Origin of the sequence: Dyadobacter chenwenxiniae, assembly GCF_022869785.1 — a bacterium.
Classification (GTDB): domain Bacteria; phylum Bacteroidota; class Bacteroidia; order Cytophagales; family Spirosomataceae; genus Dyadobacter; species Dyadobacter chenwenxiniae.
In genome coordinates, this window is sequence record NZ_CP094997.1 from 2,966,407 (window position 1) to 2,982,005 (window position 15,599).

At 45.3% G+C, this 15,599-nt stretch carries 14 protein-coding genes; 10 read left to right on the forward strand and 4 right to left on the reverse strand.

Annotated elements, in window-relative coordinates; genetic code table 11:
* Positions 1-76: 76 nt before the first annotated feature.
* On the forward strand, positions 77-775 hold the full coding sequence (locus MUK70_RS12585) for a ferritin-like domain-containing protein (RefSeq protein ID WP_234607547.1): 699 nt from the start codon (positions 77-79) through the stop codon (positions 773-775).
* Between the two features lie 19 nt (positions 776-794).
* Positions 795-1,613, forward strand: a complete 819-nt coding sequence (locus tag MUK70_RS12590) for a ferritin-like domain-containing protein (RefSeq protein WP_234607548.1) — start codon at positions 795-797, stop codon at positions 1,611-1,613.
* A gap of 91 nt (positions 1,614-1,704) precedes the next feature.
* Here the strand turns inward: MUK70_RS12590 and hemA are convergent, their stop codons facing one another.
* On the reverse strand, positions 1,705-2,964 hold the full coding sequence (hemA, locus tag MUK70_RS12595) for a glutamyl-tRNA reductase (protein ID WP_234652575.1): 1,260 nt from the start codon (positions 2,962-2,964) through the stop codon (positions 1,705-1,707).
* Between the two features lie 205 nt (positions 2,965-3,169).
* On the opposite strand from hemA, the gene MUK70_RS12600 reads away from it, so the two are divergent.
* A complete protein-coding gene (locus MUK70_RS12600; RefSeq protein WP_234607549.1) occupies positions 3,170-4,447 on the forward strand; it encodes a sensor histidine kinase in 1,278 nt (425 codons plus the stop codon).
* 7 nt (positions 4,448-4,454) lie between these two features.
* Here the strand turns inward: MUK70_RS12600 and MUK70_RS12605 are convergent, their stop codons facing one another.
* Together MUK70_RS12605 and MUK70_RS12610 are read right to left on the reverse strand one after the other, a co-directional pair.
* Positions 4,455-4,982 carry a hypothetical protein gene (locus MUK70_RS12605; RefSeq protein ID WP_234652577.1) on the reverse strand — a complete coding sequence of 176 codons (528 nt, stop codon included), beginning with the start codon at positions 4,980-4,982 and terminating at the stop codon, positions 4,455-4,457.
* Between the two features lie 29 nt (positions 4,983-5,011).
* Positions 5,012-5,539, reverse strand: a complete 528-nt coding sequence (locus MUK70_RS12610; RefSeq protein WP_234607551.1) for a hypothetical protein — start codon at positions 5,537-5,539, stop codon at positions 5,012-5,014.
* 38 nt (positions 5,540-5,577) lie between these two features.
* Here MUK70_RS12610 and MUK70_RS12615 point away from each other — a divergent pair, with 38 nt between their 5' ends.
* The 5 genes from MUK70_RS12615 (at position 5,578) to gloA2 (ending at position 10,962) form a co-directional block, all read left to right on the forward strand.
* The gene (locus tag MUK70_RS12615) at positions 5,578-6,633 is read left to right on the forward strand and encodes a LuxE/PaaK family acyltransferase (protein WP_234652579.1); all 1,056 of its coding nucleotides are present in this window, start codon (positions 5,578-5,580) and stop codon (positions 6,631-6,633) included.
* Positions 6,634-6,872: 239 nt separating this feature from the next.
* Positions 6,873-7,472: a gluconate 2-dehydrogenase subunit 3 family protein gene (locus MUK70_RS12620; RefSeq protein WP_234607553.1), complete on the forward strand. Its 600-nt coding sequence runs from the start codon at positions 6,873-6,875 to the stop codon at positions 7,470-7,472.
* Positions 7,473-7,542: 70 nt separating this feature from the next.
* The gene (locus tag MUK70_RS12625) at positions 7,543-9,261 is read left to right on the forward strand and encodes a GMC family oxidoreductase (protein ID WP_234607554.1); all 1,719 of its coding nucleotides are present in this window, start codon (positions 7,543-7,545) and stop codon (positions 9,259-9,261) included.
* 85 nt (positions 9,262-9,346) lie between these two features.
* A complete protein-coding gene (locus MUK70_RS12630; protein WP_255715746.1) occupies positions 9,347-10,534 on the forward strand; it encodes an acyltransferase family protein in 1,188 nt (395 codons plus the stop codon).
* 38 nt (positions 10,535-10,572) lie between these two features.
* Positions 10,573-10,962, forward strand: a complete 390-nt coding sequence (gene gloA2, locus MUK70_RS12635) for an SMU1112c/YaeR family gloxylase I-like metalloprotein (protein ID WP_234652580.1) — start codon at positions 10,573-10,575, stop codon at positions 10,960-10,962.
* A gap of 10 nt (positions 10,963-10,972) precedes the next feature.
* Here the strand turns inward: gloA2 and MUK70_RS12640 are convergent, their stop codons facing one another.
* Positions 10,973-11,455, reverse strand: coding sequence for a hypothetical protein (locus MUK70_RS12640; RefSeq protein ID WP_234652582.1), 483 nt, complete (start codon positions 11,453-11,455; stop codon positions 10,973-10,975).
* A 341-nt stretch (positions 11,456-11,796) separates the two neighbouring features.
* Between MUK70_RS12640 and MUK70_RS12645 the strand changes: the two genes are divergently transcribed.
* Positions 11,797-14,091: a peptidylprolyl isomerase gene (locus MUK70_RS12645; protein ID WP_234652584.1), complete on the forward strand. Its 2,295-nt coding sequence runs from the start codon at positions 11,797-11,799 to the stop codon at positions 14,089-14,091.
* A gap of 81 nt (positions 14,092-14,172) precedes the next feature.
* The gene (locus MUK70_RS12650; RefSeq protein WP_234652586.1) at positions 14,173-15,546 is read left to right on the forward strand and encodes a peptidylprolyl isomerase; all 1,374 of its coding nucleotides are present in this window, start codon (positions 14,173-14,175) and stop codon (positions 15,544-15,546) included.
* Positions 15,547-15,599: the final 53 nt, after the last annotated feature.

A 15,599-nucleotide genomic window follows, 5' to 3' on the forward strand; every position in this document is an offset into this window, starting at 1 on the left:
TTAACGGGCGTAAGTCTGGCAGGACCAGGGGCTAATCTGAAATGGTTCCCGATAAACTCAAAACACTTTACTGGATATGAAAAAAACATTAACTCAACCTTCTGAACATCCGGACAGCGCAATGCTTGCCAGAGTGGACAGACGTTACTTCCTAAGATCCGCAGGCGTTGCTGCTGCGACGGGAGCTTTCATTCTTGGTGCCTGCACCGAGCAAGATCTGATGTCAGATGACACAGTGGATCTTGGAGAAGGCGATTTCGGAATTTTGAACTATGCTTACGCACTGGAACAACTGGAAGCTGCATTTTACACACAAGTAATGATGACCCCTTATCTGAATATGACAGATATGGAAAAATGGATCCTTACCGACATTCGTGACCACGAAATCGTCCACAGAGAATTTTTTAAAACAGCATTGGGTAGCAAAGCAATTAAAGGACTTACCCCAAATTTTTCCGCCATCGACTTCGCGGATCGCAGAAGCGTTCTTGGCGCAGCAAAATTGTTCGAAGACACAGGCGTTGCAGCTTACAATGGTGCAGGTAAACTGATCAAGGATGTTAACTATTTGTTAGTAGCAGGCAAAATCGTTTCGGTGGAAGCAAGGCACGCCTCAGCTATCGCTGATCTGATCAACCCTAACGCACTTGAATTCGCAGGTGGCCAGATTAATAACATGGGATTGGAAAATGCGTTTTCTCCTTCCGTAATACTGAGCGGCGTACAGCCATTTGTGATGGATAAAATTAGTGGAAAAAACCTGCCACGCTAACTCTTAAAAAACTACTGACATGAATATTTTTAGAATATTAGATAGCATTCAACAAGTTGACGGTGACGCTGCGGGCCGCCTTGCGCACACAACCCGTCGCATGTTTATGAACCGCATAGGAAGCTCTCTGGCAACAGCTGCTGTCCCTACTGCATTCGCAGCGGTTGTTAACAAAGCCTACGGAGCAACTCCTTCGGTTACAGAGATTCTTAATTTCGCACTAACACTCGAATATCTAGAAGAAACATTTTACTTTCAGGCAAACAGAATGACCAATTTTATTCCAGCGGAATATACTTTGGTGTTCTCACAAATTGAAAGACACGAAACGCAACACGTTGACTTTCTGAAAGGTGCGCTGGGCAGCCAGGCTGTTGATCGCCCTCAGTTTGATTTCACTTACGGTGGCGCTTTCCCTGATGCATGGACGAACTTCATGACATTCATCACAATATCAGCAGCTTTGGAAGACACTGGTGTTCGTGCCTACAAAGGACAAGCTGGTAACCTGATCACTGCTCCTGCAATTTTGGAATACGCTTTGCAAGTGCATTCAGTAGAAGCTCGTCACGCTTCACTGGTGAGAAGAATTATCGGTCACTTGAAAAAAGATCCGATGATGAAAGGCTGGATCACACAGGATCAAGGTTTCCCGCCGGCTGTTTACAAAGGGGCAACACCTGAATCAAACACAGTTCATGCAGGACTTGATGCTGCTACACTTTCGGGAATAGGCTCTATTTCAAGAGACAATGTTACAGAAGCATTTGACGAACCTTTGACAATGGAAGAGGTTTTAGCAATAGCAGGACCATTTATCAAAAAAATGGGAATGTAAAAAATACAATTAATTATTGTGGAGGGTAAGGTAATACATAAGAAAGGATGGCAAATGCCATCCTTTCTTTTTGCTTTATATAAAATCTTGATTAATGTTTCTCCGGTTGTTTTTCGAGATTGAACAGATCATTCAAAACGTCGATAAGCGTTTCCGCTTCACCTCTTTTGCAGGCTGCTTTCAATTGCAGCACGGGAAGTTTAAGGATCTTCTGCATCATGCTGGTGGTGATGCGCTCTACCTTTTCCAGTTCTGAATCTGACAGATTCTTTGTGAAACGCGTCAGCTCTTCTTTCCGGATCTGTTCCAAAGCGCCTTTCAATTTCTGAATGGTCGGTGAAACGATCATTTCTTTTGACCAGTCGTTAAATTCAAGAACCGCTTCATCAATGATCTCGCGAACCTGCGGCACGGCTTCCAAACGACGGTGCAATGCTTCATCCGCTTTGGAACGAATAGAATCTATGGTATAAAGCATTACGCCCGGAATTTCTTCCACTTCGGGAGAAACGCTGCGGGGCACAGAAAGGTCTACAAAATATTTAAAGGACATTCCGCGCAAACGGACCATCATTTCCTTGGTAAAGAAAGGCTCGTCGCGCACAATCGAAGATACGATGATGTCCGCTCCCGAAATTTCTGCTTCAATGTCGGAAAAATCGGCAACACGGAAACCTAGTTCCTCAGCCAGTTTGTCCGCTTTGTCCCTTGAACGGTTAACGATCGTAACCTCGGTGGTTTCTCTCTGAGCCAGATTACGGCAAACATCCGCCCCTATTTCCCCTAACCCCACAATCAGTACTTTCGGATTCGGCATTAACCCTTCCAGCAACTCAACGGCTGCATAGGAAATAGATGCAGCTCCGTCGCGGAAGAAAGTCTCCTGCGCTACGCGCTTATTGGCAAAGAAAATGGTGTGTAAAAGTCTGTGTAAAAATGGCCCGGCCATATTGAGGTCAGCCGACCATTGATATGCATGCTTGATCTGATTTGGAATTTGCATATCTCCCACAACCTGCGATTGCAAGCCCGTGGCCACCTGAAATAAATGCTGAACTGCACTTTGACCTTCTGAAAAACGCTCAAAATAACCTTTGAAAGATTCCAGATCTGAAACGCCTTTCTGAATCAGAAGCATTTTGATGATTTCCTCATTCAGATCAGTTGAGGCAGAATAATATATTTCGGTACGGTTGCAGGTGGAGACAACAAGGACATCAGAGACATCGAAAAAATCTTTCAGCCTGAGCATCATACTCTTCGCCTCCGCCTCATTCAAAGCAAGCTGTTCCCTGATAGTCAGAGTTGCATTCCGATGTGATAAACTTATTGATTTGAAATGATTATACATCACTGGTTCTTATACGGTTCACAAAAGTACGGCACAAAACTTACAATAGGAACGTGTCCAATGCACCGGAAGTTTATTTAGAAATCTTATAAATAATAATATCGCGACCGACTCGAATTCTTACATTTTAGCCACTAAGCACGAATATTTTACGTTATTTACAGGATATAACATGAACACCGGGGAATGCGTGCCCGGCCATTGAATGATTAGCGAAACTCCAAAGCAAAAGCCTCGTTTTCGTCTGCAGCCCGTAGCCGTTCTGAACAGTCAGCGCCTGCGCCGCTCGCTCATGGACACGTATAACCAGAAGAGCTTTTATAAATACATTATCGGCATCATCCTGCTTTTATTAAGCATTGGTTCGCTGTTTTATACCGACAAACTGGTGGAAGAACTCGAACAACGTGAAGAACGTGAGGTCCAGCTTTATGCAGAGGGAATGCGTTATGTGTTCAACAGCCCGTTCGACGAAAATTTCAATGTGGTTTTTCAGGTGATCCAGGATGCTGTCAACTTTTACCAGATTCCTGTGATCTATGTGAATGAAAATAACATCCCGAATCCCAATAAGAACATTCAATTTCCTGCCAACGCCGGTCCTGCCGAGCGCGAGAGGGTCATTCAGGACAAGCTGGCTGATATGAAACTCGAACATCCGCCTATTCCGGTTGATTTGGGAAGAGGACGCACAGGCAACATTTATTATAGCAACTCTTTCTTGCTCACGCAATTACGCTATTATCCGTTTTTGCAGCTTTCGGTAATGCTTCTGATAGGCTATCTCGCTTATTTGGCATTCAGCTCTGCGCGGAAAGCGGAACAGAACCGGGTTTGGGTTGGTTTGGCCAAAGAAACTGCGCACCAGTTAGGAACGCCACTGTCCTCATTGATGGCCTGGGTTGAATATTTCAGGAGCGATGCGAGCATTGATCCATCGATTGCCGAGGAAATAGAAAAGGACGTGATCCGGCTTGAAATGATCACCACGCGATTTTCCAACATTGGCTCTGTGCCAACATTGAAGGATGAACCGGTTACCGAGATTGTGACGAATTTTATCAGTTACCTCGAAAAGCGTGTTTCGTCCAAAGTCAAATTCTCTGTCTTTAATGAGCTTGCAGACGAACAGACCGCATTGCTCAATAAGAACCTTTTTGAATGGGTGATCGAAAACGTTTGTAAAAACGCTGTTGACGCAATGGGCGGGATAGGGGAAATCAATGTGACGCTTCAGGCGCCGCCGAATACAAAGGAAATCTGGATCGACATTGCGGACACAGGAAAAGGAATGAGCAAAGCCAATATGAATAAGATCTTTAATCCGGGATTCAGCACAAAAAAACGCGGCTGGGGATTGGGATTAACACTGGCAAAAAGGATTATTGAGAATTACCATTCCGGCAAGCTCTTTGTCAAAAGCTCCGAAATCGGTAAAGGAACGACGTTCAGGATTTCCTTGAACGCAAACATTATTGAATGATGCACTTTTATCTATAACCGGGAACAGTCACAACATCCGTCTCTACCTGGTTGCTGTAATGTAAAGCCCTGTCACGGATCCTGACTTTGAACTTTTGCTCAACATCCACAGTGGTATTTCCGTAAATTCTGTCGACTTGCAAATCGAGCTTTCCTTTAATCGCACCCGGCTTGCCATCCGGCTTTAAGATCGGCATCCACATCACAGAATCAACGGACAGGATTCTTTCATCCCAGGAGCCGTTTAGTTGCTTCGTCAATGTAACCAACTCATAATTGCCAGTCTTTCCGTAGCGCGCCTTGAAATCCTCATCAGATCGCTCATCCGCAGTGGCGCCAAGATCGCCTTCTTTATCCTCAAATGTGACTGTGATAACGACCTTTTCCCGCAGCTTTTCCTTTGTTACAGGATCCGTTTCAGGAAATTGGTCAATAGCAGCATATTCAATTCTGGGAACTGAATCAAAATCGGGTGTTTGTAAACAACCTGATAAAGAGGTGCAAAATGCAACGATTATGGTAGTGCTAAGTTTCATTGTCAAATCATTTAGAGGGTCAGAAATACTCAACGATAACCTGGAACCTGGATGCTGTCTGTCTGGATTTGCTCACTCACATGGAATGCCCTGTCGCGGATACGCACCTTGAACCTCACATAAACCGGAACTGTGCTGTTACCATATAAAAAACTCGTGTTAAGATCTATTTTTCCTTTGATCGGGCCTGGCTTGCCGTCCGGCTTCAAAATCGGCATCCATTTGTATTGATCTTCGGCTAGAATTGACTCTGTCCACTTGCCGTCCGCTCCTTTTCTGGCAGTAACAAGCTCATAATTTCCCCATTTCCCGTAGGGTTTAATAAAAGAAGAATCCGAACGTTCATCAGCAGAGGCACCCAGGTCGCCATCGCCATCCTCGAAATCAATGGTAATGATCACATTTTCGCGGACCTTCTTTCCGGTTGCTTCATCAACCTCAGGTTCCTGGTCGATGCCATTATAGTATATTTTGGGTGTATCGTCAAAGTCCGGAATATCCACGCAACCCAATGCTCCGGCTGCCAAAATGATGAATAGGGAAACTTTCAATTGCATATTAACTTTGTATTTATATTTCTACGAAAGTAACAGTATTGGAACTTCAAAACAACAAATCACAAACCGAAAAAAGGCAGGCGTTGCGCAGGCAGATCCTCAATTTAAGATCTTCTGATTTTGAACGCCTTGCACTGGATATTTTCCGCTATCAGGCACTTTATAACCCCGTTTATGGCCAGTATATCCAACACCTGAACATTAAACCGGAGCAGGTCACCCGCTTAACCGATATTCCTTTCCTGCCGGTCCAGTTTTTCAAACACCATATTATTAGAAGCTGCGAACCGCCAGCCACTGCTGTAATTTTTGAAAGCAGCGGAACGACCGGACAGCAGACAAGCCAGCACCATTTGTTCGATGAGACATTGTATAAAACCGTCTCAAACCGGATTTTCCAGGAAAATTTTGGTGACCTGAATCAGTTCCATATTCTGGCGCTGCTTCCATCATATCTTGAACGAAACAACTCTTCGCTCGTGTATATGATGCAGCATTTTATTGCTGAAAGCAAGTCGGAAATTTCAGGGTTTTATCTCAAAAATGTGGATGAAATGCTCAAAACGCTCATGTTTCTTGCCAACAACCCCGATGGCAGGAAGGTGCTTATGCTGGGCGTAACATTCGCGCTGCTGGACCTCGCCGAAAGCGAATATGATCTGTCCTTTTTAAGCCAAATCAGGGATCTTACGGTCATGGATACGGGCGGCATGAAAGGTCGCCGGCAGGAACTGTTACGAGAGGAAGTGCACGACATTCTCACAGCCAAACTTTTTGTTGATAAAATTTATTCAGAATATGGCATGACCGAAATGCTCTCACAGGGTTATTCCCACGGTGGCGGGCTGCTCGTTCCGGGGTTCTCCATGAGGATCTTACTGCGAGATATCAATGATCCGTTTGCCATTTATGATCACAACATCAACAGCTCTAAAACCGGTGGCATCAATGTGATCGACCTGGCGAACCTGGATAGCTGCTCATTTATTGAAACCCAGGACCTCGGCAGATTTGGGGAGAAAGAAGGGTCGTTCTATGTTATGGGCCGCTTTGATAATTCTGACATCCGTGGTTGCAATTTAATGGTAATCTAAGTCGTTTTTCTCTGGCGTTAGAGAAATCAGGCCGTGGTAAGAAAGTATACATTAATGCTATTTTAATATCGCACAGCATATTGATTGTGAATAGCATAGCATATTCTACCATTATATAGAATTATTCTAAGAACCCGTAAATAGAGAATATTTCATAAATTAGCAGGCTTTTAGAAATTGCATTAATCAAATGTATTATTACACTTTGGATTGTTAACCTATCATATAAAGTATATCAAATGAAAAGACGTGATGCCCTTGGTCGTGTGGCACTTTTAATGGGTGGTGCACTCTCAGCCCCCACGATGCTGGCGTTTCTGGAAGGCTGCAAGAAAGCCTCGGATACCGCCACCGGAATTACATTTCCGTTCACACCGGAACGGCAGGCGCTGATTGCAGAGGTCACTGAGATCATCATTCCAAAAACAGACACGCCGGGAGCGAAGGATGCGAAAGTGGGTGAGTTTATTGAAAAGATGATGAAGGATTGCTATTCCGAGCCTGAACAAGAAAGTTTCAACAAAGGTTTGGAAGAGTTGGAAAAGAAAGATTTCATGAAATCCACTCCACAGGAACAAACCAAGATCCTGACCGAAATGGAAAAAGCATCCAAAGCCGATCTGGCCAAAGCAGACACCGAAAAGAAGAAATACACCGAAGCCGGAAAAGAATATACCGACGCACCTGTGCCATTCTTCCGCCTGCTGAAAGAATTGACCCTTTTGGGTTATTTCACTTCGGAGCAAGGAGCCACACAAGCACTTGAATATGTGCCGGTTCCAGGCCGTTATGACGGTTGCGTCGATTACAAGCCTGGACAAAAAGCTTGGGCTCTATAAGCAACTGCTCACCGAAATTTCTTCATATGGCCGGATTTGGCCAAGTTATTAATATTGAAAAACATTCATCATGAATTTAAACATAAAAGCAGCGAAACAAACCACCTATGACGCAATCGTGGTTGGATCGGGAATCAGCGGCGGCTGGGCAGCTAAGGAATTGACAGAAAAGGGCTTAAAAGTGGTTATGCTTGAAAGGGGCCGCGACATTAAGCACATTACCGATTACAAAACAGCAACTTTGGCTCCCTGGGAATTTGAACACAGAGGCCGCGTTACTACCATTGCAAAAGAGCAATACTGGGCCGGGATCAGGACAGGTTATACGGCCAATGAAGAGTGGGCCTACCTGTTTGAGAACGATAAAGAAAATCAGTACGAAGAAACCCGCAAGTTTGACTGGATCCGCGCCTATCACGTAGGCGGACGTTCCCTGCTGTGGGGACGCCAGAGCTATCGCCTCAACCCCATGGATTTTGAAGCGAATGCCAAGGACGGCATTGCCGTTGACTGGCCCATCCGTTACAAAGACATTGCGCCCTGGTACGACTACGTGGAGAAGTTTGCAGGCATCAGCGGTGCGAAGGACGGCTTGGATGTGTTGCCAGATGGCAATTACCTGCCCCCAATGCAAATGAACTGTGTTGAAAAACACGTTAAAGGCGAAGTAGAGAAAAAATTTGCAGGCCGTCACATTATTATGGGACGTGCTGCCCACCTTACGCAACCACAAGCTTTCCACACAGAATTGGGACGTGCTGCTTGTCAGTTCCGGAACATGTGTATGCGCGGATGCCCTTATGGAGCTTATTTCAGCACACAGTCAGCTACGCTTCCTGCTGCACAGAAAACGGGTAATCTTACATTGGTGCCTGATTCCATCGTTTCAGAAGTTATTTACGACGACAAAGCCGGCAAAGTGACCGGTGTGCGCGTGATCAATCAGAACACATTGGAAACGAAAGAATATTATGCAAAAATCGTTTTCCTGAATGCTTCGGCCATTGCTTCGGCTTCTATTCTGATGAACTCCAAGTCGAAACGCTTCCCGAACGGTTTGGGTAATGAAAGCGATCAGTTGGGACGCAACATTATGGACCACCATTTGGCGGTAGGCGCCAGAGCAGATGTGGATGGATTTGAAGACAAATATTACTTCGGAAGACGTGCGAACGGGATCTATATTCCCCGTTACCGCAACTGGGGCGACGACAAACGCGATTATATCCGCGGGTTCGGTTACCAGGGAGGAGCAAGCCGTGAAAGCTGGGGACGCGGCGTAGGAACGGACGGTTTTGGTGCAGACTTCAAAAAGTCGATTTCTGAGCCAGGCGGTTGGAATATGAACATTCAAGGCTTTGGTGAGATGATCGCGGATGAGAAAAACCGGTTCACATTGCACCCAACAAAAAAAGATAAATGGGGGCTTCCACTCGTTGTTTTTGACGCAGCTTATGGCGAAAACGAAAAGAAAATGCGTGTGGATATGATGAACGACGCAGCAGAAATGCTGGAAGCGGCAGGGCTGAAGAACGTAACGCCGTATATCGACGACTCAAAGCACCCAGGCATTGGCATTCATGAAATGGGGACAGCCAGAATGGGCAATGATCCGAAAACCTCTGTTTTGAACAAAAACAACCAGGTTTGGGGTGCAGAGAATGTGTATGTTACAGATGGCGCATTTATGACTTCCGCATCTTGTGTAAATCCATCGCTCACGTACATGGCAATGACGGCCCGTGCAGCTGACCATGCTGTTAAGGAGCTTAAAAAAATGAATGTTTAGTAAAACCACATTCAAGAACCAAAAACCTCGTTGGGTAAATCCAGCGAGGTTTTTTCTTTTATGCTCTGACTAAACCCATCGAAATTTGAAAGAGTATATACCCGCTCCGAAACGTGTTTCATCCATCGATGCTTACCGCGGATTCGTAATGTTCCTGATGATGGCCGAAGTGCTGCGATTTGGAAAAGTGGCAGAAGCCTTCCCCGGAAGTGCTTTTTGGTCATTTCTGGATTTTCACCAAAGTCATGTGGAATGGGTAGGCTGCTCATTGCATGACATGATCCAGCCATCCTTCTCGTTTCTCGTGGGCGTGGCCCTTCCCTACTCCATTGCCAGTCGCGCCAGCCAGGATCAAAGCACAACGGTCATGTGGCTGCACACATTCAGAAGATCGCTGACGTTGATCCTGCTCGGCATTTTCCTGCGTTCCATGCATAGTGAGCAAACCAATTTCACATTCGAAGACACATTAACACAGATAGGCCTGGGTTACCCAATCCTGTTCGCGCTGGGCTTCACGGGCGAACGCACGCAATGGGGTGCGCTGGGTGGAATTTTACTGGCGTATGGACTTGCGTTTGCATTGTACAGCCTGCCAGGACCTTATTTTGACTGGTCGGAAACGGGCAATGTTGCCAACTGGGAGCATAATCTGAAAGGCTTTGCGGCACATTGGAATAAGAATACGAACATTGCCTGGGCATTTGACCGTTGGTTCCTTAATTTATTTCCAAGACCGGAAGTATTCAAATTCAACGGAGGCGGATATAGCACATTGAGTTTTATTCCCACATTAGGGACAATGATTCTCGGGCTTATTGCCGGGAAATGGCTAAAATCGGCAACTTCGTCGACCTGGCTTCTCAAACGCCTCGCTATCACCGCCGCAATTCTTGTGGCGCTTGCCCTGATCCTGAATTTCACCGGCGTTAATCCGATTGTGAAAAGAATCTGGACGCCTGCCTGGACGTTGTTCAGCGGCGGGATCTGTATGTTGTTTCTTGCCGGATTTTACTTCCTTGCGGATGTCAATCAACAGCAAAAGTTCTTTTTCCCGCTGATTGTCATTGGCACGAATTCCATTGTGGCGTATGTCATGGCGGAAACCATTGTCAGTTTTATCGACAGTTCTTTCCGTATTAATGTGAGCCAGCATTATGACATGGTTTTTGGCCAGAGTTATCAGCCGCTGGTCCGTGGAGCCATTATATTGCTCGTGGAATGGGCCATCCTTTACTGGCTTTACGTGCGAAAGATATTTATCAGGATCTAAAAATATGCGGCCTATATTTGACCTCAAAATTCATCGTCATGCAACTACTTAAAGCCGTCCACCACATTGCGATCATTTGTTCGGATTACGACAAATCGAAGCGCTTTTACACTGATATTCTGGGTTTTGAAATTGAAAGGGAGGTGTTTCGGGAAGAAAGGAATTCCTATAAACTTGATCTTTCACTGAATGGGCAATACATTATTGAGCTGTTTTCCTTCCCCGATCCGCCTAAGCGTCCTTCCAGGCCCGAATCTACCGGTTTGCGGCACATTGCCTTTCAGGTTGAGGACATTGAACTGGCTATTGCGCAGTTGCGGAAGAAAAATATTGTTACGGAGGCCGTGAGGGTAGATGAATTTACCGGCAAAAAATTCACATTCTTTGCCGATCCTGATGACCTGCCAATTGAATTATATGAGATTTAAATCTTGCAGATTAAGCTGCTGCAGTATATGCAATCTTGTTTCGCTTTCCGACTTCAAGCTTGCATAACGACTCGTAAAATTCAGATATCCGGACCAGGTGTTCGTCCAGCATTTGTCTTGCCTCAGAGTCTTTATCTACGTAAGTTCGCAGCATTTTATAGAGTTGCAAAGTCGCCGCTTCCACCTTTTTCAAGCGGGTTGCGATTTCCTCTTTTTCTTCGACATCTTCCAGCATTTGCACGGCTGCTCTGGCCGTTATGTGATTGGTTTCGCCCAACTCTTTATCAGTGAGGAAACACTTAAAATAGTCGTATATCCATTTGATCTCCTTTTGGAACAACAAAGCGCTAACGTGCCCCTGGCTGAACATGCGTCGGCAAGAGCCCATGTTGTCCTTTTTCAATGCTTCTAAATAAATTAGTTCTCTGGTTTTCTGCTCGATCCACAATGCTCTGATTGCCTGAACGAAATCATTTTTTCCACTCTTTTCCATAACCGACCTTTTAAGAACTACTTTGACACTATTTAATAAAAAAATTGTGCCCCAAATGCTTGAAAATGGCATTTATTGTTATTAAACCAAAGATTCATCCAAGAGTGCAAATCGGGATGGAAATAAACCATTGTTCCCGGAATGGACACATTACAAACGTTTGCATTGGGGTGATTGCGCCATACTTAAATCCCAGCCGGTGTGGACGGAACAGAACAAATCACCTGACGGAACGTTATATTTTTGATCTGTTGGGAAAGCGTCTAACTTTGCCGGCTTTACCAGCGTCCAACCGGCAGCTTCATGATGCCGGGAGCTCCTTAAAAATTCGATTAGTAAACATGCTTAAAATACAATACAACATTGCCTTGCTTGCGCTGCTGGCTGTAAGCTCCTGTAAAACAACTGCTCCTCCTCAACAAATAGTAGTAACCGAAACGCCTGCATTACTGGAAATAGGAAATGAAAAATTTTCAACAGAGGATTATCAGGATTCATATAACAAAAACAAAAATGCTTCTGATTCAACGCGCGAATTAACTCCTGAGGAATATTTTAATTTATATAAAGACTTAAAAATCAAGGTTCTGCATGCCAAAAGCGAGGGGAAGGATACAACGCAAGACTATAAAGAAGAAATCACATCCTATCGCGAGCAGCTTGCTAAAAATCATCTGGTTGACAAGTCACTCGTCGAAAAGCTTTCCACTGAGGCCTATAACAGGCTAAAACAGGAAGTCAGGGCTTCCCATATCCTCATTGGCGTGTCGGAAGACGCTTCGCCTGCCGACACACTCGAAGCTTACCGGGCGGCAGTTGCGCTCCGGGGAAGATTGGAAGAAGGTAATGATTTCGGAGATCTGGCCGCTAAGTTTTCCAAGGATCCGGTTGCTTCCAGAACAAGAGGTGACCTGGGTTACTTCACTGCTTTTCAAACCCTGTACCCGATTGAAACCGCTGCCTACACATTGCCGGTCGGCAAAGTTTCTCAGCCTGTGCGCACGAAAGCGGGTTACCATCTGGTGAAGGTGACGGATCGTCGTTCAAACAGGGGAATGGTGCGGATTGCGCACATTATGGTGCAGCAGGATACCGCCGGAACTGCTGCACAAAAGGAATCTGCAAAAGCGCGGATTGATGAGGCATATAGTCTGCTCGAAAGTGGCGAAGACTGGGAGGCCGTAGTGGAAAGCTTCTCAGATGATAAGCAATCGAGGAAAAACAAGGGGCTACTCCCCATGTTCGGCATAGGACAAATGGTGCCCGAAATTGAAGACGCTGCTTTTGCTCTGACCAAAGTAAATGCGTATTCCAAACCTGTGCTGACGATTTACGGCTGGCACATTGTAAGGCTGGCTGAAAAACGCGCATTAGAACCTTACAGCGTTATGGCGCCCTCGCTGCGCAAAAAAGTTGTGACAGATTCAAGGGGGAAAATCCTGGAACAGGCAAACGCAAGACGGCTTCGGGAGAAATACAAGGTGCAGGAAAATGCAGCGGAGTGGAATGCCGTTGCGGCGCTGGGCGACAGCACCATTAAGTCCGGAAATTGGGATTATATGAGAGCCGTGTCAACAGATTGGGCCTCTGCTGCGTTATTTAAGATTGAGGAGCAATCATACGACGCACTAAGCTTTTTGAATTATGTAAAAAGAAAGCAGCAGGCCAAATCGAAAGACGCATCGGCAGCGGTTGTTTTTCGCAAATATTACAATGATTATCTGACCGAAAGTCTGGCAGATTACGAAAAGGAACATTTAGAGGAAACCAATGCCGAATTCCGCAGTGTAATGAGTGAGATCAAAGAAGGCGTGTTGCTTTCGCAGGTGATGGAAGAGCAGGTTTGGGGACGCTCTCTTACGGATTCGACGGGTCAGAAAGCATTTTATGACCGGAATAAAGAGCGTTATAACTTCCCTGAACGCGCTCTGGCCACGATCGTTTCCGCAAAGGACACGCAGACAGTCAATGCGATCAAGAGAACCTTGGCGCAAAGCCCATATAAGCTGGAAAGGAGATCGAAGGAAATTCTGTTTGGTGCCAACGCAACGGAAGTTGAGAATGAGCAACTTGATGCGCTAACGGACGTTTATATTGTAATGGAAAAGAATCCTGATTACATTGTAGAAATCGCAGGTTACAGATCGCCCGACGAAAGTGAGATTACATCCGCCAACCGGATTCGGAACGTGGTAAAATATTTAAATGGCAGGAACATCCCGATTTTGAGGATCATCGAAAAAGATTATGGATCATTCAGGCAGGCTGCTGAGGCGGACCGGAACCGGCGCGTGAGCTTCCAGTTTTACAGCCAGTCGAAAAGCGATGTCGAAAAAATTTACAATGCCGATAAGCCCGACGCCGTTATGATCCGGGATGGATATTTTACCAAAGAAAACCCTTTGTTTACCAAATTTAAATGGCAGACAGGCGAACAAACGGTGACGGATAACAATATGGTTTTCTGGACATCTGTACAAAAAATTGATCCTGCACGCAGCAAGACATTCGCCGAAGCAAGGGGCAGCGTGATTAATGATTACCAAAAAGAACTTGAAAAGCAACTGATAAGCCGGTTGCAGGAAAAATTCCCTGTAAAAGTGAACGCACAAGAATTAGAAAAAATTAAGCGTTAAACGTATTTTAGCATTTCGTAAACCGTATTTGCTGGCAAAACCACAGTAACCCGAACAGATAAAGGAGAATCAAATAGACGTATGAAAATAAATAAAGTAACGGCGCCCGGTCTGATTGCAGTTTTTTCACTGTTTTTCAGCATCATTAGTTTCGGACAGGGCCAGCAAGGAATAAGCATTGATAAGATCATTGCCAGGGTTGATAATCACTACATTTTAAACTCCGAACTGGAGGAAATGTACAATCAGTATAAAGCAGAGGGCCGCGCAGCACCTGAAAAATGCCAGCTTCTGGAATCCCTCATCATTAATAAAATGCTTTTGGCCAAAGCTGAGATTGACTCCGTTGTCGTGGAAGACAAAGAAGTGGATGGCGAACTGGATGCCAAAATGGGCTATATGGTCCAGCGTTTCGGTTCGGAAAAGAACATTGTGGAAGCGTACGGAAAAAGCATAGAAAACCTGAAAAGCGAACTTCGCACGCAGGTTAAGGAGCAGAAAATCGTAGAAAAAATGCAGCGGACCATTTCCGGCAATGTAAAAATCACGCCAAGTGAAGTGCGCAAGTTTTTCAATTCCATTCCAAAAGACAGTCTTCCCTACATTCCTTCCGAAGTGGAAATTGGGCACATTGTCAAATTAGGAACGGTAACCCGCGAGCAAAAAGATAAATTAAGACAACAATTGCTCGAACTGAAGCAGCGTGCCGAAAAAGGCGAAGATTTTGCGACATTAGCACAGATTTACTCGGAAGACCTTGGTTCGGCGAAAAATGGCGGTGACCTGAATTTTGCAAAACGTGGCGCAATGGTGCCTGAGTTCGAAGGAGCAGCATTGGCATTGAAGCCCGGTGAAATGTCAGATGTTATTGAATCGCAATTTGGTTTCCACTTGATTAAACTGATTGAAACGCGTGGTGCAGAATATCATGCAAGACACATCCTGCTTAGGCCCGATTATAATAAAGGAACGGACATGACCTCGGCCATCCGCGCACTGGACAGCCTTAGGAATCTAATTGAAATCAACACATTGAAATTTGCGAAAGCAGCACTCGACAACTCGGAAGATAAGGAAACCGCTGAATCCGGAGGCTTAATCATGGACAGAAATACGGGCATAGCCCGCCTCACCCTGGATGCCTCTATGGACCCGGCATTGTATTTTGCTATTGACACGATGAAAGTCGGTGACCTGAGCAAGCCGGTGGCCTATCGGACAGAAGACGGAAGAAGCGCGATGCGTATCATCTGGTATAAAAGCAAATCAGAGCCGCACACAGCCAACCTGCGCGACGATTACGAAAAACTCTCTCAGATCGTGCTCAGCAACAAACGAAACAATGCATTGGAAGAATGGTTTAAAAAAGCGCAGGGTGACGTTTTCATCAGCATTGAACCCGAATATAAGGATTGCAAAGTGCTCGGTTTAGAGGCTTTGGCAAACGATATTTAGCTTTTTTAAGAGATTATTGCGGTTAAAGGAGTTGAAAATTTAATCCTACAAAT